We start from the raw sequence: 21,866 nt of genomic DNA on the forward strand, positions 1-21,866 counted from the left end.
CGCCAATGCCGTCGTTGCGCAAGCCGGCGGCGCCAGGGTTCTGCCGACGAGTTCGCGCCAGCTCGGTGCCACGAGCTACAGCGTCGAGGTCGATGCCGGCGGCCGCAAGTTCAACTGCGTCGTCGACAGCAGCGGCGGCGTCAAATCCGTCCAGCCCGCCTAATGGGCGCAAAACCGTGATGCCGATTTGCCGCGCCTAGGAGCAACGATAGGCTGGAACTACCTCTTCTGCACGCGCTGCCGCTTGATGGCTCGATGTGGCAAGGGCAGATGCATCTGGCGACGACGACCGCGCGCCTGGACCTGAGGCCAGCTCAATGCAGGCAGCGCAGGCGCGGCACGGACGCCTGAAGGTTGTCCGAAATTGCGGCCATTATGTTCCGCTGGAACAACCGGAATACCTCAACGCAGTGCTGCAAGAGCTGATAAGCGAACAACAACGGTCGGCTCCAGAGCAGCATCTTCGTTGACTTGATCGCTTGACGAAAGTCGGCGAACGGGAAGCGCTCTCCCGCTCGCCGCTTGTGGTCGCCTACGCTAGTTCAGAACATATCGCGGTTGCGGCTTCGTTGGTCGTTGTCCGCCAGGTGCGGCTCGTAAATGCCTCCCCGTGCCGTTCGCCTCCAGGACCGCGCAAGGTCTCCCGGATTGTCGTTGATATCGACGACGGCAATCGAGGGTGCTCCATCCGCTGCACATTGTGCGCCCCATTGACCGCCGGGACCAACGATTCCCGAAGGAGCGGTCAGGCCACGCCGCGCGAGAACAGAGAAGCTAATCCAATATCTGTTGCTTGCGGCGTGTCCCTGCGCTTCGGCGGCGAAAGCCAGGTCATTGATGGAGCCGCCGGTGGTCGAGAACAAAACACAATCGACAGCAAGCCGCTCGTATTCGATGAAAATCTCCGGAAAGTGCGACTCCATGCCCAGCGCGCAGCCGAAGCGGACCCCGTCAACCTCGAACGTCACCGGGGTTGAACCCGGCGTATACATAAACAGGACTTTGGTGTTCGACAGCATGCGCTCGTCGTAACGCGTCACCACTTCCCCACGATCGGAGATGACATACAGGCTATTGTGAGGCCTGTGAGGTGGGGTGAGTTGGTGCACTGATCCGACGATCGTCCAGAGACCCAGCTGCCGTGCTAGCTTCCTGGTAGCTTCCAGTTCCTCACGCAGGACGGTCCATTCGAACCGGCGCCAATCTGAAGCACCGATTTGCTCGGGACCGTTACTGGACATGATGCGCTTGTTAGGGGAGCAGGTCGCGCCTTCGGGAAAATGCACGAGTCTTGCTCCGGCTTCATGCGCTTGACGCATGAGGCGTCTCATCTCCAGCCCGCTGGTGCGAAGCGCCGCGGTGTTGCGAGGATCATCGTGGACAGTGGTTTGCGCTACAGCCAAACGCACTGATTTGGCTTCAGGCTTTATCTCGTTCGACGAACTCCGGCGAACATGCATGAGAGCCGTCGTGTAGGACTCACCTGTCTTAGCCGCGCGGGCGCGTACACGACGTTTGAAGATTCCGTTTTGCGTCATTGTCGGGCCTTTCACGTCCCGGACGGAGTTCCCCAGCAACTACGTCGGAAACGATCGGACCAGGACTGCGACCCGAGACAGAAGCCCCTTTGCCTCCATTTAAGACCGTGCTGGGGAAGGTCCTGGGAGGTTAGGCGTAGGCCACGCCGAGCAGAAAGCTGCCGATGCGATTCTGATTCGTCAACTCCGGGACTGCCCGTCGCAAAATTCGTATTTGATGCTGGCTATACTCGAGCGAGTTTTGCGAGAGAAGTATTGCGCATTTATGTTAGCCGCCGCACGTCACGCCCCGGCTTTCGCGGACATGCAACTTTCCTGAAAAATCTATTGTGCAATGCAGAATAGTGTTGTGCGGTGCAAGAATATCAGCCGTGTCGCATGGTATCTCGAAATAATATTCCGCACTTCTTCTTTCTCTGGAAACCAATTCATGTTCTTATGTGTTGGTTGGCAGGAGGACGCGCGATGCAGGCGATTCTGCAAAACTTCGCTCTCTTCGATCTCCTCATTCTGGCTGGGATCTGTTTCTTGCTGATCTGCAGCTATCTGGACGAGGGCGAGGCCTGAGCGGCACCATTCAGGCTGGAAAGGCCTTTTGGACCGGATGCAATCCGGCCTTCCCCTTTTGTTTTGCCAACGGCTCATGAAATTGGTTTGGCGGCCGACACATGCAGCCAGTGGGTCGGTTCGCCGTCGTAGCCGCTGCCATCCATTTCGGCGATTTCCAGCTTGGCCCAGTCCTTCTTGTCGAACCGTCGCGTCAGCCAGTCCCGCGAAGGATAGTTGTAATAGCGCCCAAAGCGATCGTGACCCTCGCCGTTTCCGGCCTTGAAGCTCGCTTGAAGTATCCCGCCGGCTTTCAATGCGCGCTGGATGCGGGCAAGCACGCCGGCGAGGTCGGCACGCGGCACATGCAGGAGGCATGCTTCCGTCCAGACGGCGTCGAAGACTTCGTGCCATCCGATCTCTTCAAATCGGACAACCTCGACCTGCCGGCCGAGCAGACGTTCTGCCTCCGCCGCAAGTTCCGGCGAGCCGTCGGTTGGCGTCACGTCGAACCCCCTGGCGAGCATATAGGCGCTGTCCTGGCCGCCGCCACAGCCGAGTTCAAGAATTCTGGCGCCGGGTTCAAGCCTGGCGAGAAACCGATCGAGGCGCGCGACTGGCACCTTGCGCTCCCGGCTTGCATAGGCTTCAGCGTTGTCGCGGTAGAAGGCATTCGTCTCGTCGCTCACCGGCGGCATCTCGTCTCCTTCATCGAGCGTCATCCGTGCCTGATAGGGCGCGCCGTGACGTAGGACAAGCGCCGAGGGCGCGCGGGGTGAGGGGATCTGGCGCATGTCGCCCAAAAGTGTGCAGCGGTTTTGGGACAACGACATGGACCTAAAGCGCGTCACATGCGTCCGATTGAACGCGACCCGCTTTAGCGCCCGCTCAGGAGCTCATTGAACATTTTCAGATCGACATTTCCGCCGCTTAAGAGAATGCCCACCCTCGCACCCACACAGCGCAGAACGCCTTGCAGTACGGCCGCCGCCGCCAGGCAGCCGGTAGGCTCCACGATGATCTTCATGCGTTCGGCGAAAAAACGCATGGTCTCGACCAATTGGACGTCGGTCACGGTTACGATGTCGTGGACCGTGTGTTTCAGGATGGCGAAGTTGTGATCGCCGACATGGGTGACGATCGCGCCGTCGGCAATGGATTTCGGCGCCGGTATGCGCACGACCTCGCCCTTGCGGAGCGACTGCTGGCCGTCGTTGCCCGCCTCCGGCTCGACGCCGACAATCTTGCACGCGGGTGACAGTGCGCGGGCGCTGAGCGCGCTGCCGGCGAGCAAGCCGCCACCGCCAAGCGGCGCGACGATGAGATCGAGCTCGCCGACCTCTTCGATCAGTTCCAGCACGGCGGTGCCCTGTCCCGCAATCACATCCGGGTGGTCAAAGGGGGGGACCAGGGTTGCGCCGCGCTCGGCGGCGAGGCGTCGGCTTATTGCCTCGCGATCCTCGGTGTAGCGGTCATAGAAACGGATTTCGGCGCCATAGGCCTTCGTCGCCGCGATCTTTATCTCCGGCGCGTCCTTCGGCATCACGATCGTTGCCGGAACGCCTTGCAATCTCGCCGCATCGGCGAGGGCTTGAGCGTGGTTGCCGGAGGAGAAGGCGACGACGCCCTTTCTCCGGGAAATATCATCGAGGGCGGCGACGGCGTTGTAGGCGCCACGAAACTTGAACGCGCCGGCGCGTTGCAAGTTCTCCGCCTTGAAGAAGAGAGACGCCTCGGCCATTCCGTCCGCCGTTCGCGACGTCAAGACGGGGGTGTGGTGTGCTGCGCCGGAAATGCGCTCCCGCGCGGCTTCAACGTCCGCAAATGTCGGAACCTTAAGTGAAGCGGAAGCTGATGAAGTGTCGATCATGCGAACCTCCCGGCGCCGTCCCTACGCATCGAAAATAGCCCTGGCGTCAGCTCGCGAGTCTAGCACGGCGCGAAGATATCCACGAGCGCCGGAGACGCGTCAAAGATCTCACGTAAGGTTATGAAAGTCACCATGCGGCAGCGACCGGTTTGAAGCCGGAGACGACGAAAAAAGAACTGATTTAGGTCAATAACGTTGACATAAAATGGCGGACGTGATCCTGTCGCCGGACAATCGTAAAGAAACGCGGGACTTCGGAAAGCCGTTTCGTCCGTGGTCCCGTTGCAAAGATCTCGAGGAAACTGCCCATGCTGAATTGGGACCATATCTTCGCGACGCGTTCGAGCCGGATGCGCGCTTCCGAAATCCGTGAGCTTCTGAAACTGCTCGATCGTCCCGATATCATTTCCTTTGCCGGCGGCATTCCCGATCCCGAACTCTTTCCCGATGCGGAATTCAAGGAAGCCTACGCCGAGATCTTCGACGGCCCGGCCGTCAGCGCGGCGCTGCAATATTCGGTAAGCGAGGGCTATCGCCCCTTGCGCCAATGGCTGGCCAAGCAGATGGCGGCCCTCGGCATCCCGGCGACGGTGGACAACATCTTCATCACCTCGGGCTCGCAGCAGGGGCTCGACTATCTCGGCAAGCTGTTCCTGTCGCCGAAGGATACCGCGCTCGTCACCTGGCCGACCTATCTCGGCGCGCTGCAGGCCTTCAATGCCTACGAGCCGACCTACGACCAGCTGAACCCCGGCGGCAACCGCACGCCCGAAGCCTATCGCCAGCAGGCCGCGCTGGCGGGCGGCCGGGTGAAGTTCGCTTACCTCTCGGCCGACTTTGCCAACCCGACCGGCGAGACGGTTGATCGCGCCGGCCGCGAGCGCGTTCTCGATCTCGCCGAGGAACTCGACGTCGCCGTCATCGAAGATGCGGCTTACCAATCGCTGCGCTATGACGGCGAGGCGATCCCGCCGATCCTGGCGCTGGAGATCGCGCGCAAGGGCGACATCAACAGCACCCGCACGATCTATTGCGGCAGCTTCTCCAAGACGCTGGCGCCGGGCCTTCGCGTCGGCTGGGTCTGCGCCTCCGAAACGGTGATCCGCAAGCTGGTGCTGATGAAGCAGGCGGCGGATCTGCATTCCTCGACCATCAACCAGATGGCGATCTGCACCGTTGCCGAGCGCGGCTTCGACGAGCAGGTGCAGAAGATCCACAGGGTCTACAAGCACCGCCGCAGCGCCATGCTCGCCGCACTCGAAAAATACATGCCGGCAGGCGTGACCTGGACCAAGCCGGAAGGCGGCATGTTCGTCTGGGTGACGCTGCCGAAGGGCACCGACGGTGCCGAGCTTCTGGCGAAATCGATCCAGACGGCGAAGGTCGCCTTCGTCCCCGGCCGCGCCTTCTTCGCCGACGGGTCGGGCGAGAACACGCTGCGCCTGAGCTTCTCCTGCGCCAACGACAAGATGATCGACGAGGGCATTCGCCGGCTCGGGGATCTCGTGCGCGGCGAGATGGCGGAGGCGGCCTAAGCCGGGAGAGAACGACATTCCGGTCAGCGAGACCCGGCAAACGCCGGGCCTCGCCGTCGGTTGCCTGTGTCGCGCTATCATTGAAAGCAGAGCGAGCCACAGCAGTCGTCTCGCTCGTCAGTTCGGAGAGGCCGCTTTTGCGTGATTGCGGCCCGGTGCAATCGAGAGCAAACTGCGTGGGTGCAGCGCCGCACTTCGTGGCGCAAGAGTACCATCGTTTCCGATTCACGAGAGTTGTGCAGCAACCGAGGGGAGGACTGCCATGACCAATCGAAGCGAACTTGAAAACATCATGCAGGCGATCTACCAGGCGCGGGCCGACAACGACCTCGACGCGTTGATGGCCTATGTTCATCCTGCCTGCAGCTTCCGCATCGCTGGGAGCGATCGCCTCGGCCCGATGGCGCAGAAGATCGAAGGCGGGGACGCCGTGCGCCTCAATTTCAAGTCATTGATGGACGTTTGGGACCTCTCCAAGGTGGGAACACTCGCGCTTCATGTCGACGGCGAGACGGTTTTCGCACATCGCGCCGGCGAGGTGCGTTTCGTCCCGAGCGATGCCCGCTTCGAAACCGAGTTTGTCGACAAGATCACGTTCAGGGACGGGCTGATGGTGGAGATCATGGAGTTCGTCGACACGCAGCAACTGGTCGAGGTGGCGACGCCGGTCGGTATCACGGTGCCGCTTACGAGCTTCGCGGTGACAGGGCAGGCGGACGCCTGAAACAGCCACGGCGTTCCGGTCGCAACCGAATCATCGACGCGGCGATCTGATTCGTGCGGCGGCCGTCGGGCAAAACAGATGTTTCATGAACGCCTCGAGGGCGCCGGCGACGCCGGGCGCCTTACCGGCATACGTGCTCTCGTGGCGTTTGCGCCTGCGGCGTTTCACATTTCTGAAGCACATCTCTCTCGTGGTCACCGGCAATGTTCCCGCTCCGGCTGGAAGAGGCTGTGCTTCCGACGCCACGCTGCGCAGGGTCGCGTCGAGCCGTTGAGTTTCTTGGGTTTTCGGCACGCCGGCCCTTTCTTTTTGAGGGGGCGTGATATTCTTGTTATTCAATCCAAGATTGCGCTCCGGCCGCACGACGCTGGGGGCGTTCGGACGGCAACTGTCCGGTCTCGGTGAAGGGCATGTGACCGGCCGGGCCGGGGTGATGATACAAAGCCGGCGGAAAAAATCGAAAACGGCCCCATATTGATGCCTTATTTTCGGGCAGGATCACCGCACCATGATGTGCTGCGTTGCGGCAGGGAATGCTGCGTCGCGTCAAGTAACCCCTTGCCCCCAGATCTGTTCGTGCCATGAATGACTGGGGTGCCTGAGAAGGTATGCAACCAGCGGTATGAGTACACAAGCCCTGAGTATACAAGCAGCCCCAGGAAGCTTTCGTCCTGATATCGAAGGGCTGCGCGCCCTGGCGGTCTCCGGTGTCGTGGCCTTTCACTTCGGCATGACCGGTCTGCCCGGCGGCTTCGTCGGGGTCGATATCTTCTTCGTCATATCCGGTTACCTCATCACCAGGCATCTGCAGCAGGAGATTGCCAGGAGCGGCACGGTCAATCTCTGGCGCTTTTACGGCCGCCGCGCCCGCCGTCTGCTTCCGGCGTCACTGTTCGTCATCCTGGCGACGCTGCTTTTCGGCTACTTCATTCTCGCGCCGTCCGAGCAGCAGTTTTATTCGAAAGGCTCGCTGTTCGCCTCGTCCTACATGATCAATCTGTGGCTCATTCGCTGGGCTGTCGATTATTTTGCGTCGGACGCGTCGAACAACCCGTTCATCCATTACTGGTCCCTCTCGGTCGAGGAGCAGTTCTATCTCGTCTGGCCCGCGCTCCTTCTGGTCCTTGCGCGGGTTTGTCCGGGCAAGCGTGGTCTGTTCCTCCTGCTCGCCGCCGTGGCCGCGGTTTCCTTTGCGCTTAGCTGGCGGATGACTGCGATTTCGCAGCCCTGGGCGTTCTATTTCTCGCCGCTGAGAGCTTGGGAGTTCGCCGCCGGTGGCCTGGCTTCGATGGCGGTCTCGCAGGAGTGGGCAAGACGGTTTCGCTTTTCGCCCGTGCTCGGCTGGCTTGGGCTCGTCTTGATCGCGGCGGCCTATCTGACCGTGACGGAGGATATTCCCTTTCCCGGCTCCATTGCCCTGGTACCGGTGTTGGGCACGGTGCTGGTGCTTCTCAGCGGCGCGCATGAAAGCCGCGCCGGCCCGAGGTCGGTCCTCGCCCTTCAGCCGTTCCAGGAGATCGGAAAACTCTCCTATTCCCTCTATCTCTGGCACTGGCCGGTCATCGTCTATGCGGGAATCCTCGAGCCGGACCTGAGCATCGCCGATCGGCTCCTGTGTCTGGCGCTCACACTCGTACTTTCGCTTTTCAGCTATCATTTCATCGAAAATCCGGTGCGCCACAGCGGCTGGCTGGCGGCCAGGACCAGCCGGTCGCTGGGTCTCGCTGCGCTTCTCACGGCGGCGGGGGCGACGGTTGCCTACGGAAGTGCCACTCTTGCAGGCCTCAACCTCGATTCCGAGCAGCGGCAGGTCCTCAAAAGCGCCGAGCGGAAATCGGCGGCGCGGGAATTCGATTCGGCCTGCGTGCTCGAGAGGGACGAGATTGCGCCAAGGGCCTGCGAATTCGGCGCCAAGAACCCGAAAAAGACGATCGTTCTCTTCGGCGATTCCCATGCCGACCATTGGTCGACGCCGCTCAAGCGGATTGCCGAGAACAACGGCTGGCGGCTCGTCACCTATCTGAAGTCGTCATGTCCGGCCGCAAGTGTCACGACCTGGAACTCGGTGTTGGCGCGGGATTATAGCGAGTGCGACCAGTGGAGGAAGCTGGTGCTTGGTGAGATTGCCTCGCTGAAGCCGGATGTCGTGATCCTTTCGCAATATTCGTCGAGCTATGTCCGAAACGACATCAATTACATATCGAGCTACCAGATCGATGTCAGCGCGTGGGCGAAGGGCATCAAGCGCACGGTCGAGACATTGAAAGACACCGGCAGCGATATCGTCTTGCTCCGCGATGGCCCGCTGCACAAATCCTACCTGGACAAATGTGTTGCGCGCGCCCTGTGGCAGGACGAGAACCCCAGCGTTTGCGACACCCCGCGCGACGAGGCGGTGGAGGAGACGATCCCGGCGGCGGAACGGAGGGTCGTTTCGGAAGTGGGCAATGCGTCCTATGTCGATGTCGTCGATCTGTTCTGCAACAAAACCACGTGCCCCGCGGTGATCGACGGCAAATTGACCTTCCGCGATCGTCATCACATCGCCACGCCCTATGCGGAATCACTCGCGGCCTCGCTTCAACGCGCGATCTTCGGCGAGACGATCGTCGGCGCGGTCCGGAAAGAGTAAGGCTGCGGAGGCGGTGCAGTGGCCGGGCCGAACGCCGGTATCTTACGCGAGTGGTCTATAATCCCGGTTTAGCGCCTTCTTCCTCGCTGATCCGGCCGTCCACGAGATGGATGCGCCGGTGCATGCGGGCGGCCATGTCGAGGTCGTGCGTGACGGCGACGACCGTCTTGCCGCGCTCGTTGACGAGCGCTTCCAGGATCGCAAACACCTGCTCCGAACTCTTGCTGTCGAGGCTGCCGGTCGGCTCATCGGCGAGGATGAGCGGCGGATCGTTGGCGAGCGCTCTGGCGACCGCCACCCGCTGGCGCTGGCCGCCGGAAAGCTGGTCGGGTCGCTTGTGGAGGTGATCCTCCAACCCGAGCGAGGAGAGCAGTGCCGTCGCCCGTTCACGCATCTCGGCGCGGGTGAGGCGGGCGAGCTTGCGCATCGGGATCTCGACATTTTGGCGCGCGGTGAATTCCGGCAGCAGGAAATGGAACTGGAAAACGAAGCCGATGTTGGCGAGGCGCGTCGCGGCGCGCTCCCTCTCGCTCATCGGCTCGGCATCGCGGCCGCGAACGCTTATCGTTCCCGCGGTCGGTCGGTCGAGCAGACCCAGGAGATAGAGGAGCGACGACTTTCCCGATCCGGAAGGGCCGGTCACGGCGACAAACTCCCGCTCTCCGATGCTGAGCGTGACGTTTCTCACCAGCGTGACCGGTACCGTCTCGTGGAGGATACGCGTGAGGTCCGTCGTCTCGATCAGGCTCGTCATGTCGCGCCTCTGATGATGTCGACCGGATTGAGATGGGCCGCACGCCGGGCGGGCAGGTAGCCGGCGACCGCCGCGGAGCCGACCGCCGAGGCCGTTGCGATCAGGTAGTGGAGCATGCTCCAGGCGATCGGCAGCCGTGTCATTTCCTGGCCGGTCGCGGCAATTTCGAAGTGCACGAGCGAAAGCGCATAGGTAATGGAAAACCCGAGCGCCCAGCCGAGGAGCGAGCCCGCGGCGCCGATTGCCAGCCCTTCGAGCACAAAGAGGCGCCGCATGTCGGCTTCCGAGAAGCCGAGCGATTTCATGATCGCGATGTCGCGCGCTTTCTCGTGGGTGATGGTCGAGATGATGTTGAAGATGCCGAAGCCGGCGACAAGCATGATGGCGGCCACCACCGTATACATGATGATGTTGCGCACCACGAGCGCCTCCAGAATGGATTCGTTCGCTTCCTGCCAGGCCACCGCCTTGTACCCGAGTTCCGCCTCGACGCGTCGTGCAATCGTGGGGGCGGCATTCGGATCGTCGAGCTTGATACTGATCCGGTTGATCGCGTTCGGCCGGTTGGAAAGGATCTGTGCATTCTTCTGCAGCACATAGGCCTCGCCTTCGTCGCGCGCGGTGGTTCCGGTGTGAAACAGCCCGACGATCTTGAAGTTGCGGGTAAGCCCCTCGGACGATACCGCGGTGATCGTATCGCCAAGCCCGGCGCCCAGCCTCGAAGCCATCGTATCGCCGATCACGACATTGTTGCCGCCGGCGGTGAGCGCGTCGAAGCTTCCCTCCCGGAAATCCTCGACGATCGGCGAGACGCTCGCTTCTCGCTCCGGATCGATGCCGATCACCACGGCGCCGACCTCGCGACCGGAATAGCGGATGACGCCCTCAGCGTTGAGCCTTGCGGCGAACCGTCCCGGAATCCATTCCTCAAGCCACGATTGCGCTGCCGTCGGGTTGATGATGCCGCGGCGGTCGTCGCGCGGCCGCAAGCCCGATATGGCGGCGACCTCAAAGACGTCCTCCGCCGGCTGCCGGCGCGCCGAACGCTGCTCGTCGCTCACCTCGACGTGGGGCATGGTATCGACGAGCTGGCGGACGAAATCGTCCTGTCCGCCCTGCATCAGCGCCGCCATCGCAATGGAGAAGCCGACGCCGACGGCCACGCCGACCATCGCGACGATGGTCTGGCGGCCGCGACCGGCGATGTGGGTCCACGCGATGTCGAGGATAAGGTGCATGATCGCCTCAGTTCCTGCCGCCTCCCGCAATGGTCACGCGCGTCCCCTCGGTAAGATCAGCGGGGAAGGGGGAGATGACCTGTGCCGTTTCCTCAAGTCCTGAAAGCACCTCGACGCCGCCCGCGCCGCGTATGCCGGTCTCGATCTCGCGCAGGCGCACGTCACCACCTTCGACCACGGCGACCCGCTTGCCACTGATGGCGCCCGAGGGAAGGATCAACGTGTTCGGCGACTGGCGCACGATCACGTTGACATCGGTGGACATGCCGATCCGGAGCGGCGTGTCATCGGGCAGGCGGAAGCGGACGCGGTAGGTCTTCGTCACCGGATCGCCCTTCGGCGTGATGATGTCGACGACCGCCTCCAGTTCACGGCCGGGAAACGCATCGGACCTGAGCAGCGCCCGCTGGCCCACCTCGACGCGCGGGATGTCCTCCTCGTTCACTTCGGCCGTGACGATCAGGGGCCTCCGTTCGCCGACCCAGAAGAGCACGGTGCCGAGCTCCGCGACCTCGCCGATCTCGCCGTCCTGGCGCAGCACCTGCCCGGCACTCGGCGCGCGCAACACGTAGCTCGCGAGCCGTGCCTGCTGGGCGGCTATCAGCGCCTCCAATTGCGCCACTTCGGTGCGGGCCCTGTCAACCTCCTGCTCGCTGATCGTGTTGCGCGCGGAAAGAGCGAGCTTGCGGCGATACTCCTCCTGCGCCAGTGACAGCCGCGCCTGGAGTTCGCCGCGCGTGGCGCGTGCCTCCGTGTCGTCGAGGCGTGCGAGCACATGGTCCTTTTCCACGCGCTCGCCCTCGCAATTGCATTGCTCGACGATGCGCTCGCGCACGGTGGGCGTGACCTTGGCCCAGATGCGCGGTTCCACGACGCCGCTCGCATAGACGATTTCGGCCGCATCGCCACGCTTCAGCGTGACCACGGTCACGGGCGCCGGACGGGAGATGTACCAGTAAGCCGCCGCGCCCGCCGCCGCGGCCATTGCAATGGCGATCGCATAACGCTTCAACCGCACGAAATCTCTCCACGGAAACCGAATGCCTTGCCTCCAGAGGCTGCGCGTTGGAGTAAACACGCAAAGGATGCGCCAGACTTTGATCTCGAGCATTCCTGAAGGCAGGATACACTCTAGTAATAGACCGACCGTCGGTCTATTATCAAGTCAATACTTCCACCGCAGGGTTTCGCGCGGCTCGATATCACGTGTAAGCACGTTGCGCCCCATTCCCAGGACGACCCATGGCTCGAATTATAAAATCGCCGGATGTTCGAACGAGTGAGCTTATCGATTGCGCGCAACGTCTCTTCTTCGAACATGGATACGAGAATACGACGGTCAACGACGTCATCCGGGAGGCGGGCCTGTCCAAGGGCGCCTTCTACCACTACTTCGCGTCGAAGGAGGCGCTGCTGGAGGCGCTTGCCGCGCGAATGGCGCGCCAGAGCCTGGACGAAATGCGGCCGCTTCTCGAGGATCCGTTGCTCGATGCCGTCGGCCGGCTGAACGCGCTTTTTGCCAACTCGCGGCGCATGAAGGTGGACATGGCCCCGCAATTGAAGAACACGTTCAACGCGCTCTTCAAGCCTGAAAACATCGTGCTTTACCACCGCATCGACGAGGCGCTGACTGCGGTCACCCTGCCGTTCATGACGGAAATCCTGAGGCGGGGCCAAGAGGAGGGAAGCCTCGATGCGCCCGATCCCGAAGCGATGGCGCTGATGCTGCTCAATCTGAGGCTCGGTGTCGCCAAGGTCATGCATCGCGCCCTGCAGCAGGCGGAAGCCGGCGACGTCGAGAGCGCGGCGGCCATGCTCGACAGCTGGATGCAGAGCTATGGTCTGGCCGTGGAGCGGATTCTGAAGCTCCCGGAAGGGTCGATTCAGGTCACGGAACCGGGCTTTGCCCGTGCGTTTCTCGCGGCTTAGATCATGATGAGTTGAGACGCGGATGCGTATTTTCGAAGATCGACGCGCACAGCGGACGGAGTTTCGAATCACCCACGTCAATCGGCCGCGACGAATTCAACCTTTATTCGATCCGGATCTTCGACAAATAGCGCGTAATATTCCTTGCCGCCGTTTCGCAAACGGATATTTCTCATCATAGAGACTACGAATATTATTCTCAATGCAGTATTGTCTTAACGCATCGATGGCATCTCTGCTTTTGACCTTGAAAGCGAGATGATTAAGTCCGACACCGCATCGATGGTATGGGTGCGATTCATACTTCTTGGCAACCTGCACAAAGGTTAGGTAGGCATCCTCGCCATTAACGAGCGTAAATCCGCCGTCCCAATGGCCCGATTTTTCGTAGCCGATTTCGGCGAGTACGCTTGCCCAGAATGCATGCGAAGCATCAAGGTTTGAAACATAGATTTCGACATGATGTAGCATTCGCTACCTCCAGGGAGTTGACCAGAATTACAAAGAGGCGGTTCGGAAAACCGCACACACTTTTCCTCATCCCGCTCTAGCCTGGCATATCGCTCAAGACCCTCGGGACCGGCGAGCCTGTCCATTCGAAGGTTATCGTGCGGCCCTGGCGGATGTTCTGGATGACCGAGGGGCGGAACACCGCGAGGCATTCGCCCTCGGGATGGCGGGCCGAGGGATAGATCACGCCATTGCCGCCCTTGGCGAGGATGGTGCCGGCGAGCGCCTGGCCGGCCGGATAGGCGACCGCCGGGTCAGGGTCGAGATAGGCCGAGCCCTTTTCGCCGCGCACGTCATGGAAGCGGCAGAGGAAGCCGGCGATCAACTCGCGATAGTGGCCGATGTCGTTGAAATTGCCGGCGTCGCGGAGCGCCCGCGTGCGGTGGAAAATGATTTCGGCCTGGCAGGTCTCGCTCGCCATCGCGCCGAAGGCGCAATACCAGGCGCCGCGCTCCTCGCCGTTGAAGCGGTTGCCCGGCGGGCGGGCATGGCAGAAGGCGGCGTTGATCAGCGACCAGCCATAGCCGAAGGATTCGTTGAGCAGTTCGGCGGGGCTGACGCCGGACGGCAGCGCGACGGGGCTCAGCCGCGCCGAGGTCTGCGCCTCCAGCCGGTTGAGAATTTCGATCTCATCCTCGTTGTCGCAAAGCGGTGTGACCGCCGGTTCGTCGATATAGGCGGTGGAGATCAGCCGAACCGTGGCAGGATCGGTGAAGTCGATCTCGGGGATCATAGCCCACCGCGCAGGCCGTCGACGTAGCGGCGGACGCGGAGCATCGCAGGGATGCCGCCCTCGATCATCGTGGCGACGGGCGTCTTGCCATTGAAGACCGGGCCGGTATTGACCGATTTCGGCCACTGATAGGTGAGGGGACCGTTGAAGAAGAGGCGCAGTCCCTTGAAGATCCCGACGATTAAGCTCGCGCGCGTCCGCTTGTCCTGGTCGAGCCTGCCCCGGAAGTCGCCGGCCTTCATGCGGTTCCAGGTGGCGATCGGCACGTCGAAGAGCTCGGCAGACTCCTTGTTGGTCAGCTTCCAGAACTCGCAGGCGCGCACGACCGCCTTGACGATGACGGCTTCTTCCTGTTTCGCGGCCCCGCGATCAGGGACGATTGCGGGCTGAAGGCTGGACATGATCGTCTCCTCTGATTTCCTTGTTCATATCATATGATATAATCCTTGCATTTCAAGGGGCGTGGGTGTGCTTTATTCGTCGCCTGCCGCCACCCGACTGACGGCGCCCCGGCCAGCCGTGTATGGCGGGCATTAGCGAACATGCGCGGGGCATCCGCTCGGGAGGTGACCGCCAAAGCAAGCCTGATTCTGGTGCCGTTCCGGCCTCAAACCTGATAAGTTCAGACTGCGGAACGAGGGGTTTTGCAATGAAGCGTCGCCTCACAACGATCCTTTCGGCCGACGTGGCCGGCTACAGTCGCCTCATGGGAGCAAACGAGGCGGAAACGCTTGCGGCGCTGACGGCGCATCGCGCGGAGCTGGTGGATGCCATGTTGGCCGACCATCAGGGGCGCATCGTGAAGCTGATCGGCGACGGCATGCTGGTCGAGTTCGAGAGCGTGGTCAGCGCCGTCGATTGCGCCGCCAAGATCCAGAAGGGGATGCGTCAGCGTAATTCGGCCGTACCCATGGATCGGCGGATCGAGTTCCGCATAGGCGTCAATATCGGCGATGTGATTGTGGAGAACGACGATATCTTCGGCGACGGCGTCAACATCGCGGCGCGGATCGAGAATTTCGCGAAACCGGGTGGTGTGGCGGTGTCGGCCGCGGTGCGCGAGCACGTCGGCAACCGGCTCGATCTTGTCTTCGAGGATGCCGGCGAACAGCTATTGAAGAATATCGAGCGGCCGGTACGGGTCTACAATGTAGTTCTCGACGTTCCGCAGACGGCAAACGACCCATCCGGAGCGCCGGCAACGGCGCACAAGCCGTCCATCGCGGTTCTGCCGTTCAACAACATGAGCGACGATCCCGCGCAGGAGTATTTTTCCGACGGCATAACAGAAGACATCATCACGGATCTTTCAAAAATCTCCGGCCTTTCCGTCGTCGCCCGCCACACGGTCTTCGCCTACAAGGGGACCCGGGTGACGGCACAGCGGGTGGCGGCCGAGCTCGGCGTCAGCTTCCTGCTGGAGGGGAGTGTGCGCAAGGCGGGCCAGCGCGTCCGCATTACCGGGCAGTTGATCGACGGCAAGGATGGACGCCACCTCTGGGCCGAGCGTTATGACCGGGACCTCACGGACATCTTCGACATCCAGGACGAGATCACGCAGGCGATCGTCGCGCAACTGAAGATCAGGCTGCTGCCAAAGGAGAGGAAGGCGATCGAACAGCCCGCCACCGCAAGTGTCGAGGCCTATAACTATTGCCTCAAGGGGCGGGAGCTCTTCCACACGATGACGAAGGCGTCACTGCAACACGCCCGGCGGATGTTCACCTACGCGGCGGAACTCGATCCCGATTTTGCGCGCGCCTACGCCGGCATAGCGGACTGCGACTCATTTCTCTGCGGCTTCCACGGTGTGAACATCCCGCCGGAATCCCTGCTGGAGACGTGCGCCAAGGCATTGGAACTCGATCCCGGCCTGCCGGAGGTGCACGCGTCCCATGGTTACGCGCTCTCGACGATCGGACGCTACGAGGAGGCGGCCGCCGCCTTCGAGCGCGCACTCGCGCTCGATCCAAACTCTCACGAGGCCCATTATTTCTATGCGCGCCACTGTTTTGTGCGATGCGACTACGAGAAAGCTGTCGAGCACTACGAGCGCGCCGCCGAGATCCGCCCTGACGACTACCGCTCTCCGGTCCTCGCCGGAAACGCGCTGGACCGCCTTGGCCAGCTGGAAAAGAAGGAAAGGTTCATAAGGATCGGCCTTGAGCGCGTGGAGCGGAGCATGGTGCTGCACCCGGAAAGTTCCGATGCCGCCCAACTTGGCGCGTGCACATGCGCGGCCTTGGGCGAACGCGACCGCGCACTGGATTTAATCGCGCGGGTCAATGCCATCGATCCGGAGGACGCGCGGGCATGCTACAACAACGCCTGCGCCTACGCGCTGCTCGGAGAACAGGACCTCGCGATGGAGTTGCTGGAACACTCCCTTCCGCTCGTTTCGCCGGAGCTTCACGCCTGGATCTGGAACGATTCCGATCTCGATTCGATCCGCTCGCACCCGCGCTTCCAGGAGCTTCTGAAAGCGACGAAGTAGGGATGCTGCGTGCCCCTTTCCGCGCCCTTCAAACATGCGGCCCGAGCAGCGACAGGTCGGCCTCGCCGAGGCGATCCTTGGCAGTCCATAGCTGGTGCCAATAGGGATAGATGACCGGCGGCAGGCTGACGGCGTCGAGCAGCTCGCGCTCCTCGTCGGTAAGCTTGAGGCTCGCGGCGGCAAGATTGTCGCGGAACTGTTCCTCCTTGCGTCCGCCGATGATGACGGAGGTCACACCCTTGCGGCCGATCAACCAGGCGAGCGCCACCTGCGCAGGCGAGATGCCGCGCTCGCCGGCGATTGCCACCAGCATGTCGACGATCTTCCACAGCCGGTCCTCGTCGCGGATCGGCGGCTCGTTCCAGCCGGCGAGCTGGCGCGTGCCTTCCGGCGTCTGGTCGCGCCGGTGCTTGCCGGACAGCAGGCCGCCGGCGAGCGGGCTCCAGACGAGCACGCCGAGGCCCTGGTCGATCGCGAGCGGGATCAGCTCGTATTCGGCCTCGCGGGCTTCCAGCGTGTAGTGGATCTGTTGGCTGACGAAACGGTGGCGGTGGTCGCTTGCGCTGATGCCGAGCGCCTTCATGATGTGCCAGCCGGAATAGTTGGAGCAGCCGATGTATCTCACCTTGCCCTGGCGAACGAGCGTGTCCAGCGCCTCCATCGTCTCCTCGAGCGGCGTCTCGCCGTCCCATTGATGGACCTGGTAGAGGTCGATGACGTCGGTCTTCAGCCGCTTGAGGCTCGCCTCGCATTCGTTGATCAGGTGGTGGCGCGAGAGGCCGCCGTCGTTCGGGCCGGGCCCCATGGAAAAGCGCGCCTTGGTGGCGATGAGCACGCCGTTCTTGCGCTTGCCGCCGAGGACATCGCCGATGATCTCCTCGGAGGCCCCGGCGGAATAGATATTGGCTGTGTCGATCAGGTTGACGCCGGCATCGAGGCAGAGATCGACGTAGCGGCGCGCTTCGTCGATCCCGACATTGCCGACCTGGGCGAACTTGCCGCCGCCGCCGATGGTCATTGTTCCCATGGTGATCGTCGAGATTTTCAGGCCCGAGCGGCCGAGCAGACGGTATTCCATTTCCGATCCTTCCGTGTTTTCAAAATCGACAGGGTAGCGGGCCGGGCTGGCGCCGCGAATCTTTGGGTCACTGCATGTTTCCGGTCCCGATTTAAGGAACCATGCCGTAGGCGGGCATCCGTGGAAGAACGTCCGGGCTCGCGCCGTATTGCTGTTTGCTTTGGTGATAGAAGGCGATGAACTCTTCGAGCGGCAGCGACCGGGCGAAGAACCAGCCCTGGCCGAAGGCGACCCCAAGCGCTGCCAGACTATCCGCCTGTTCCTTTGTCTTGATGCCTTCCGCCACAGCGACGAGAGACAGCGTCTTAGCCATGTCTATGATGTGCGGTGTGACCGAGCTCGTCGCCGTATCCCTGCCGACCGTGTCGATGAAGGTCTTGTCGATTTTGAGGGCATCGAGCGGCAGCCCTTGCAGATATTGCAGGCTCGAATAGCCGGTTCCGAAATCGTCGATGGCGACCATATGCCCGCGTGCGCGCGCTGCTGTGATCGTCTCCCGCGCGGACTCGATGTCCATCAGGCCGCGCTCGGTCACCTCCAGCCAGATTTGCTCATTGTGTATTCCGGTATGGTCGAGCGCGTTCTCGATCACCGACAGGAACCGCCCGGTCTTGAGGTCGAATACGCTGAGATTGATGGCGATGTGCAGCCCGCGATCGGCGACGAGAAGCTTGCCGAGGTCGGAGACGACTGCCTGGATCACCTGATCGGTGATGGGCAGGATGAGGCCGCTTTCCTCGGCCAGAGAGGAATGAAGAGATCGGGGCGGACGATCGATCCGTCCGGACGCCGCCACCGCACCAGCGCCTCCGCGCCGACGCAAATATGCGTCTTCAACGCAACGATCGGCTGGTAGTGAACAATGAACTCCCTGTTCTGTACGGCAAGCGTCAGTTCTCCGAGCGGCGACAGCCGCTTCTTCGAAAGCCAGTAGACGATCCCGATGATGAAGGCGGCGATAGAGGCGCCGACCGGCAGGAGCATCATCTGCTGGCTCCTGAGATCATTCCGCATGCCGGTGCGCGGTGCGGTCGCGATTGCCAGCCAGCCGTCGCGGCGGGCCACGGCGAACAGATGGCTTTCGTTTATGCCGGTCCGCGGTGCGGCAATGATCGATTTGATCAAGGCCGGATCCGGGGCATTCAGCGCGCTGACGAGCGTACCGTTTGCGCCGACGATGGCGAGCGTTATGTCCTCGTCGAGGATCACGTCGACGAAGCGCAAGGGATCGACCAGCACGTTGTAGCTTCGGTGGTGAAGCGCCATCATCGGCTTGCCGCCGCTGACAGCGGGCTGGATCCGGATCGTCACGGCGACGCCGTCGGGCGTCACGTAATCCGCCCCGGCCTGTTCGACCGCTCCGTCCGTCACCCCCCAGGACGTGCACTTTAGGAACCCGTTCTCGAAATAGCCCATTTCCTCCACGGCGCGGCTGTCGAAGACGGCGAGCCGCATGCGGGCGATGTGGTCGGGCGAGCAGGGCTCTACGCCGGAATCGGCAATCGTGAAGAGCACAAGTCTTGCTTCGGCGAACGACCTGTTGGCGCGCGTGATGGCTCGTTCCGCGAAAAGCTCCAGGCGATCCTGCTCGGCCCTGACGGCGAGATTCCAGGAGACATAGAGCATCACCGCGATCGGTATGATGGCGCCGATCACGGCAAGCGCCACAGCGACGATGACGACACGTTGCCGGTTCACTTCCGCGTCCTCGATGAAGCGGGCGATTGGCGGAATCGGCGGGCGCTTTCCGCCGGACGGTTCCTGCCAGCGCAGGCTGGCGCGGATATTACCATAAGGGGCTGGCGCCGTACGATCATGAGTGGAGTTGGGCGCCGGATACGTGCGGAATTTGCGGGAGGCGACCTTCACTGCGCGCAGGTTTGCCCATGTCTATTCGAGCTTCGCCCGCTGGCCGGCGTTCGCCGTCAGAGGAAACGTTCGGGGATATCGTCCTTGTAGGGGAACAGATCGAAATAGGGCTGCGCCTCGGCGAGCGTGCGCTGGAACGACGGACGCAGGAGCAATCGCTCGAAATAGGCAGCGAGGTTGGGATGGGTTGTTTCGAACGGCACGAGAATGCCGGCATAGAAGAGGGCGGGGCAGGCGGCGCAGTCGGCAATCGTGAAGATCTCCCCGGTTGCGAAAGTCCTGTCGGCCACCTGGCGTTCGGCCATGTCATAGGCGACGGCGAGGGCTGCGCGCGCATCGGCGACGCCGCGGCGGTCGCTCTCGTCGGGTGCACGCAGCCTGTCCGTGACGATCTTCTGCATCGGTACCTGGACATAGAGGTCGAAGAAGCGATCCCAGAGCCTTGCTTCGAGCGCCTGCGTTACGTCGAGCGGAATGAGCGGCCTCCTGCCGGGATAGTACCGATCGAGATATTCGATGATGATCGAGGTTTCCGGCACCGTCCGGTCGCGGGCGTCATCGCGCAGCACCGGAATCTTGCCAACCGGCCAGAGTTCGAGAAAACGGGCGTTCTCCTCGGCGTCCGCGAGATCGACGAGCCGGCTCTCAAAGGGCGTGCCGGTCTCGTAAAGCGCGATCAGCACCTTGTGGCAGAAGGAGGCGAGCGGATGGAGATAGAGGGTGAGCGCCATCGGGTAATCCCTTGTCTTCGGTCGGATGCCGTCGTGGGATGACTATAGGGCGCGATCACGGCGCGAGAAAGAGGGGCCTTTTCGGTGCGCCGGTCAGGCTGTGATGCGCGGCCGTCAGCCGTTGTCAGCCCGCGCCTGCACAAATCCGGCGACAAAGCGGTCGAGGCTTTGCCGGACGTAATCCTGCACGGGCATGCGCGGATCGAAGCTCCACCAGAGGAGGGCGCCCTGCCACTGGGCGGCCACCATCAGGCCGATGCCGGCGGGTGCCTGCGGGGTATCGGCGAAGCGCGCCTCGATCGCTTCCGACAGCACGTCGCGCCAGCGTGCGCCGCGTGCGCGGAGCGCCGGGTCGCGCAGGTCCTCGCGCAGGATCATGAGGTCGTCGGCATAGGACTCGATGCCGCCGTAATCGCCGGAAAGCCCGATGAGCAGCGCCACCGCGCCTTCAGGCGTCCTCGGAGTGCTCTCGGCAAGCGCGAGTGTCAGGCGGTCGAGCCGGTCCCAGGCCTGCAGGAGGGCGGCCTGGATGAGCCGCGCCTTACTGTCGAAGCGCTGCACCAGCGTCGAGGCGGAAAGGCCGCAGCCGGCCGAAAGTGCGGCGAAGGTCAGTGCGTCCGGTCCATGCTTCCGCATGATCTCGAGCGCCATGTCGAGCACGTCTTCGTCGGGCAAGGTTTTGGGGCGAGGCATTTTGGACCTTTATTTATAACCGAATAAGCGTTTATATATAACGCTGACGCCGAATGCCAATGGTTTGATGGAGGAAGGGATGTCGCTCACGGGAAAAGTGGCGCTGGTCGCCGGCGGAACACGCGGCGCGGGGCGCGGGATTGCGGTGGAACTCGGGGCCGCGGGAGCGACCGTCTACGTCACCGGGCGGACGACGCGCACGGAACAATCGGAGTACCGCCGGCCGGAAACGATCGAGGAAACGGCGGAACGGGTTACGGCGGCGGGCGGAGTCGGGATCTCCGTCCAGGTTGACCATCTGCAGCCGGAGCAGGTGAAAGCGCTCGTCGAGCGCATCCGCCAGGAGCGCGGCCGGCTCGATATTCTGGTCAACGACATCTGGGGCGGCGAGCGGCTGTTCGAGTGGAACAGGCCTGTTTGGGACCACAATCTCGAAAACGGTCTCCGGATATTGCGGCTCGCGATCGACACGCATCTCATCACCGCGCACCACGCGCTGCCGCTTCTGATCGAACGTCCGGGTGGGCTTCTCGTCGAGGTGACGGACGGCACGGCCGAATACAATGCCGAGCACTACCGGCTCTCCCCGTTCTACGATCTCGCCAAGGTTTCGGCGAACCGTATGGCCTGGGCGCATGCCAACGATCTTGCGTCCCACGGCGCCACGGCGGTTTCGCTCACGCCAGGCTGGCTGCGTTCGGAAATGATGCTGGAGGCCTTCGGTGTGACGGAGGCCAACTGGCGCGAGGCGGCTGAGAAGCAGCCGCACTTCGTCATATCCGAAACGCCGCACTTCATCGGCCGCGCGGTGGCAGCACTTGCCGCCGACCCGGACAAGTCCCGCTGGAACGGCAAGTCTCTCTCAAGCGGCGGCCTCGCCAAGGTCTACGGCTTCACCGATCTCGACGGCTCGCGGCCGGATTGCTGGCGCTATATGGACGAGGTGATGGACCCCGGCAAGCCGGCGGACGCGACCGGATATCGTTAAGCCC

General features: G+C 62.5%; 21 protein-coding genes. 6 read left to right on the forward strand and 15 right to left on the reverse strand.

Annotated features, from left to right (window positions below):
- Positions 1–542 precede the first annotated feature (542 nt).
- The 3 genes from QN219_RS23880 to QN219_RS23890 all read right to left on the reverse strand — a co-directional run bounded on the left by QN219_RS23880 (position 543) and on the right by QN219_RS23890 (position 3,954).
- On the reverse strand, positions 543–1,538 hold the full coding sequence (locus tag QN219_RS23880) for a carbon-nitrogen hydrolase family protein (RefSeq protein WP_284002556.1): 996 nt from the start codon (positions 1,536–1,538) through the stop codon (positions 543–545).
- A 641-nt stretch (positions 1,539–2,179) separates the two neighbouring features.
- Entirely contained in the window at positions 2,180–2,782 is a 603-nt protein-coding gene (locus tag QN219_RS23885) for a class I SAM-dependent methyltransferase (protein ID WP_284002660.1), read from the reverse strand.
- A 179-nt stretch (positions 2,783–2,961) separates the two neighbouring features.
- The gene (locus QN219_RS23890) at positions 2,962–3,954 is read right to left on the reverse strand and encodes a threo-3-hydroxy-L-aspartate ammonia-lyase (protein WP_284002557.1); all 993 of its coding nucleotides are present in this window, start codon (positions 3,952–3,954) and stop codon (positions 2,962–2,964) included.
- Between the two features lie 308 nt (positions 3,955–4,262).
- On the opposite strand from QN219_RS23890, the gene QN219_RS23895 reads away from it, so the two are divergent.
- Both QN219_RS23895 and QN219_RS23900 read left to right on the forward strand, forming a co-directional pair.
- Positions 4,263–5,489, forward strand: coding sequence for a PLP-dependent aminotransferase family protein (locus tag QN219_RS23895; protein ID WP_284002558.1), 1,227 nt, complete (start codon positions 4,263–4,265; stop codon positions 5,487–5,489).
- Positions 5,490–5,751: 262 nt separating this feature from the next.
- Positions 5,752–6,213: a nuclear transport factor 2 family protein gene (locus QN219_RS23900; protein WP_284002559.1), complete on the forward strand. Its 462-nt coding sequence runs from the start codon at positions 5,752–5,754 to the stop codon at positions 6,211–6,213.
- A 30-nt stretch (positions 6,214–6,243) separates the two neighbouring features.
- Here QN219_RS23900 and QN219_RS23905 read toward each other — a convergent pair whose 3' ends face one another.
- On the reverse strand, positions 6,244–6,552 hold the full coding sequence (locus QN219_RS23905) for a hypothetical protein (protein WP_284002560.1): 309 nt from the start codon (positions 6,550–6,552) through the stop codon (positions 6,244–6,246).
- 283 nt (positions 6,553–6,835) lie between these two features.
- On the opposite strand from QN219_RS23905, the gene QN219_RS23910 reads away from it, so the two are divergent.
- The gene (locus tag QN219_RS23910) at positions 6,836–8,845 is read left to right on the forward strand and encodes an acyltransferase family protein (RefSeq protein WP_284002561.1); all 2,010 of its coding nucleotides are present in this window, start codon (positions 6,836–6,838) and stop codon (positions 8,843–8,845) included.
- Between the two features lie 55 nt (positions 8,846–8,900).
- Here QN219_RS23910 and QN219_RS23915 read toward each other — a convergent pair whose 3' ends face one another.
- Genes QN219_RS23915 through QN219_RS23925 form a run of 3 tightly spaced genes read right to left on the reverse strand, consistent with a single transcriptional unit; the run spans position 8,901 to position 11,822 of the window.
- Entirely contained in the window at positions 8,901–9,599 is a 699-nt protein-coding gene (locus QN219_RS23915; protein WP_284002562.1) for an ABC transporter ATP-binding protein, read from the reverse strand.
- A complete protein-coding gene (locus QN219_RS23920; RefSeq protein WP_284002563.1) occupies positions 9,596–10,837 on the reverse strand; it encodes an ABC transporter permease in 1,242 nt (413 codons plus the stop codon). The genes QN219_RS23915 and QN219_RS23920 overlap by 4 nt, the downstream gene beginning before the upstream one ends.
- Before the next feature lie 7 nt (positions 10,838–10,844).
- Positions 10,845–11,822, reverse strand: a complete 978-nt coding sequence (locus QN219_RS23925) for an efflux RND transporter periplasmic adaptor subunit (protein ID WP_284002661.1) — start codon at positions 11,820–11,822, stop codon at positions 10,845–10,847.
- Positions 11,823–12,079: 257 nt separating this feature from the next.
- Between QN219_RS23925 and QN219_RS23930 the strand changes: the two genes are divergently transcribed.
- Entirely contained in the window at positions 12,080–12,766 is a 687-nt protein-coding gene (locus tag QN219_RS23930) for a TetR/AcrR family transcriptional regulator (RefSeq protein ID WP_284002564.1), read from the forward strand.
- Between the two features lie 96 nt (positions 12,767–12,862).
- Here the strand turns inward: QN219_RS23930 and QN219_RS23935 are convergent, their stop codons facing one another.
- From QN219_RS23935 to QN219_RS23945, 3 genes are all read right to left on the reverse strand, one after another.
- Entirely contained in the window at positions 12,863–13,237 is a 375-nt protein-coding gene (locus QN219_RS23935) for a VOC family protein (protein WP_284002565.1), read from the reverse strand.
- Between the two features lie 76 nt (positions 13,238–13,313).
- Positions 13,314–14,009 (reverse strand): RES family NAD+ phosphorylase, encoded by a 696-nt coding sequence (locus QN219_RS23940; RefSeq protein WP_284002566.1) that lies wholly within the window; start codon positions 14,007–14,009, stop codon positions 13,314–13,316.
- Positions 14,006–14,410, reverse strand: a complete 405-nt coding sequence (locus tag QN219_RS23945) for an antitoxin Xre-like helix-turn-helix domain-containing protein (RefSeq protein ID WP_284002567.1) — start codon at positions 14,408–14,410, stop codon at positions 14,006–14,008. Before QN219_RS23945 ends, QN219_RS23940 begins: the two co-directional genes overlap by 4 nt.
- Positions 14,411–14,658: 248 nt before the next feature.
- Here QN219_RS23945 and QN219_RS23950 point away from each other — a divergent pair, with 248 nt between their 5' ends.
- Complete coding sequence (locus tag QN219_RS23950; RefSeq protein ID WP_284002568.1) at positions 14,659–16,503, forward strand: adenylate/guanylate cyclase domain-containing protein; 1,845 nt, start codon at positions 14,659–14,661, stop codon at positions 16,501–16,503.
- Between the two features lie 28 nt (positions 16,504–16,531).
- On the opposite strand, the gene QN219_RS23955 is transcribed toward QN219_RS23950, so the two are convergent.
- The 5 genes from QN219_RS23955 to QN219_RS23970 all read right to left on the reverse strand — a co-directional run bounded on the left by QN219_RS23955 (position 16,532) and on the right by QN219_RS23970 (position 20,874).
- Positions 16,532–17,581: an aldo/keto reductase gene (locus tag QN219_RS23955; protein WP_284002569.1), complete on the reverse strand. Its 1,050-nt coding sequence runs from the start codon at positions 17,579–17,581 to the stop codon at positions 16,532–16,534.
- A 91-nt stretch (positions 17,582–17,672) separates the two neighbouring features.
- Positions 17,673–18,284, reverse strand: coding sequence for an EAL domain-containing protein (locus tag QN219_RS34050; RefSeq protein ID WP_309486617.1), 612 nt, complete (start codon positions 18,282–18,284; stop codon positions 17,673–17,675).
- Complete coding sequence (locus tag QN219_RS34055) at positions 18,281–19,450, reverse strand: CSS-motif domain-containing protein (protein WP_309486618.1); 1,170 nt, start codon at positions 19,448–19,450, stop codon at positions 18,281–18,283. The genes QN219_RS34050 and QN219_RS34055 overlap by 4 nt, the downstream gene beginning before the upstream one ends.
- Positions 19,451–19,506: 56 nt before the next feature.
- Positions 19,507–20,181 (reverse strand): glutathione S-transferase family protein, encoded by a 675-nt coding sequence (locus tag QN219_RS23965; protein ID WP_284002570.1) that lies wholly within the window; start codon positions 20,179–20,181, stop codon positions 19,507–19,509.
- Between the two features lie 114 nt (positions 20,182–20,295).
- Positions 20,296–20,874: a TetR family transcriptional regulator gene (locus QN219_RS23970; RefSeq protein ID WP_284002571.1), complete on the reverse strand. Its 579-nt coding sequence runs from the start codon at positions 20,872–20,874 to the stop codon at positions 20,296–20,298.
- Between the two features lie 79 nt (positions 20,875–20,953).
- Here QN219_RS23970 and QN219_RS23975 point away from each other — a divergent pair, with 79 nt between their 5' ends.
- Positions 20,954–21,862, forward strand: coding sequence for an SDR family oxidoreductase (locus QN219_RS23975; RefSeq protein WP_284002572.1), 909 nt, complete (start codon positions 20,954–20,956; stop codon positions 21,860–21,862).
- Positions 21,863–21,866: the final 4 nt, after the last annotated feature.

The organism is Sinorhizobium sp. 8-89 (genome assembly GCF_030124325.1).
Lineage (GTDB): Bacteria > Pseudomonadota > Alphaproteobacteria > Rhizobiales > Rhizobiaceae > Sinorhizobium.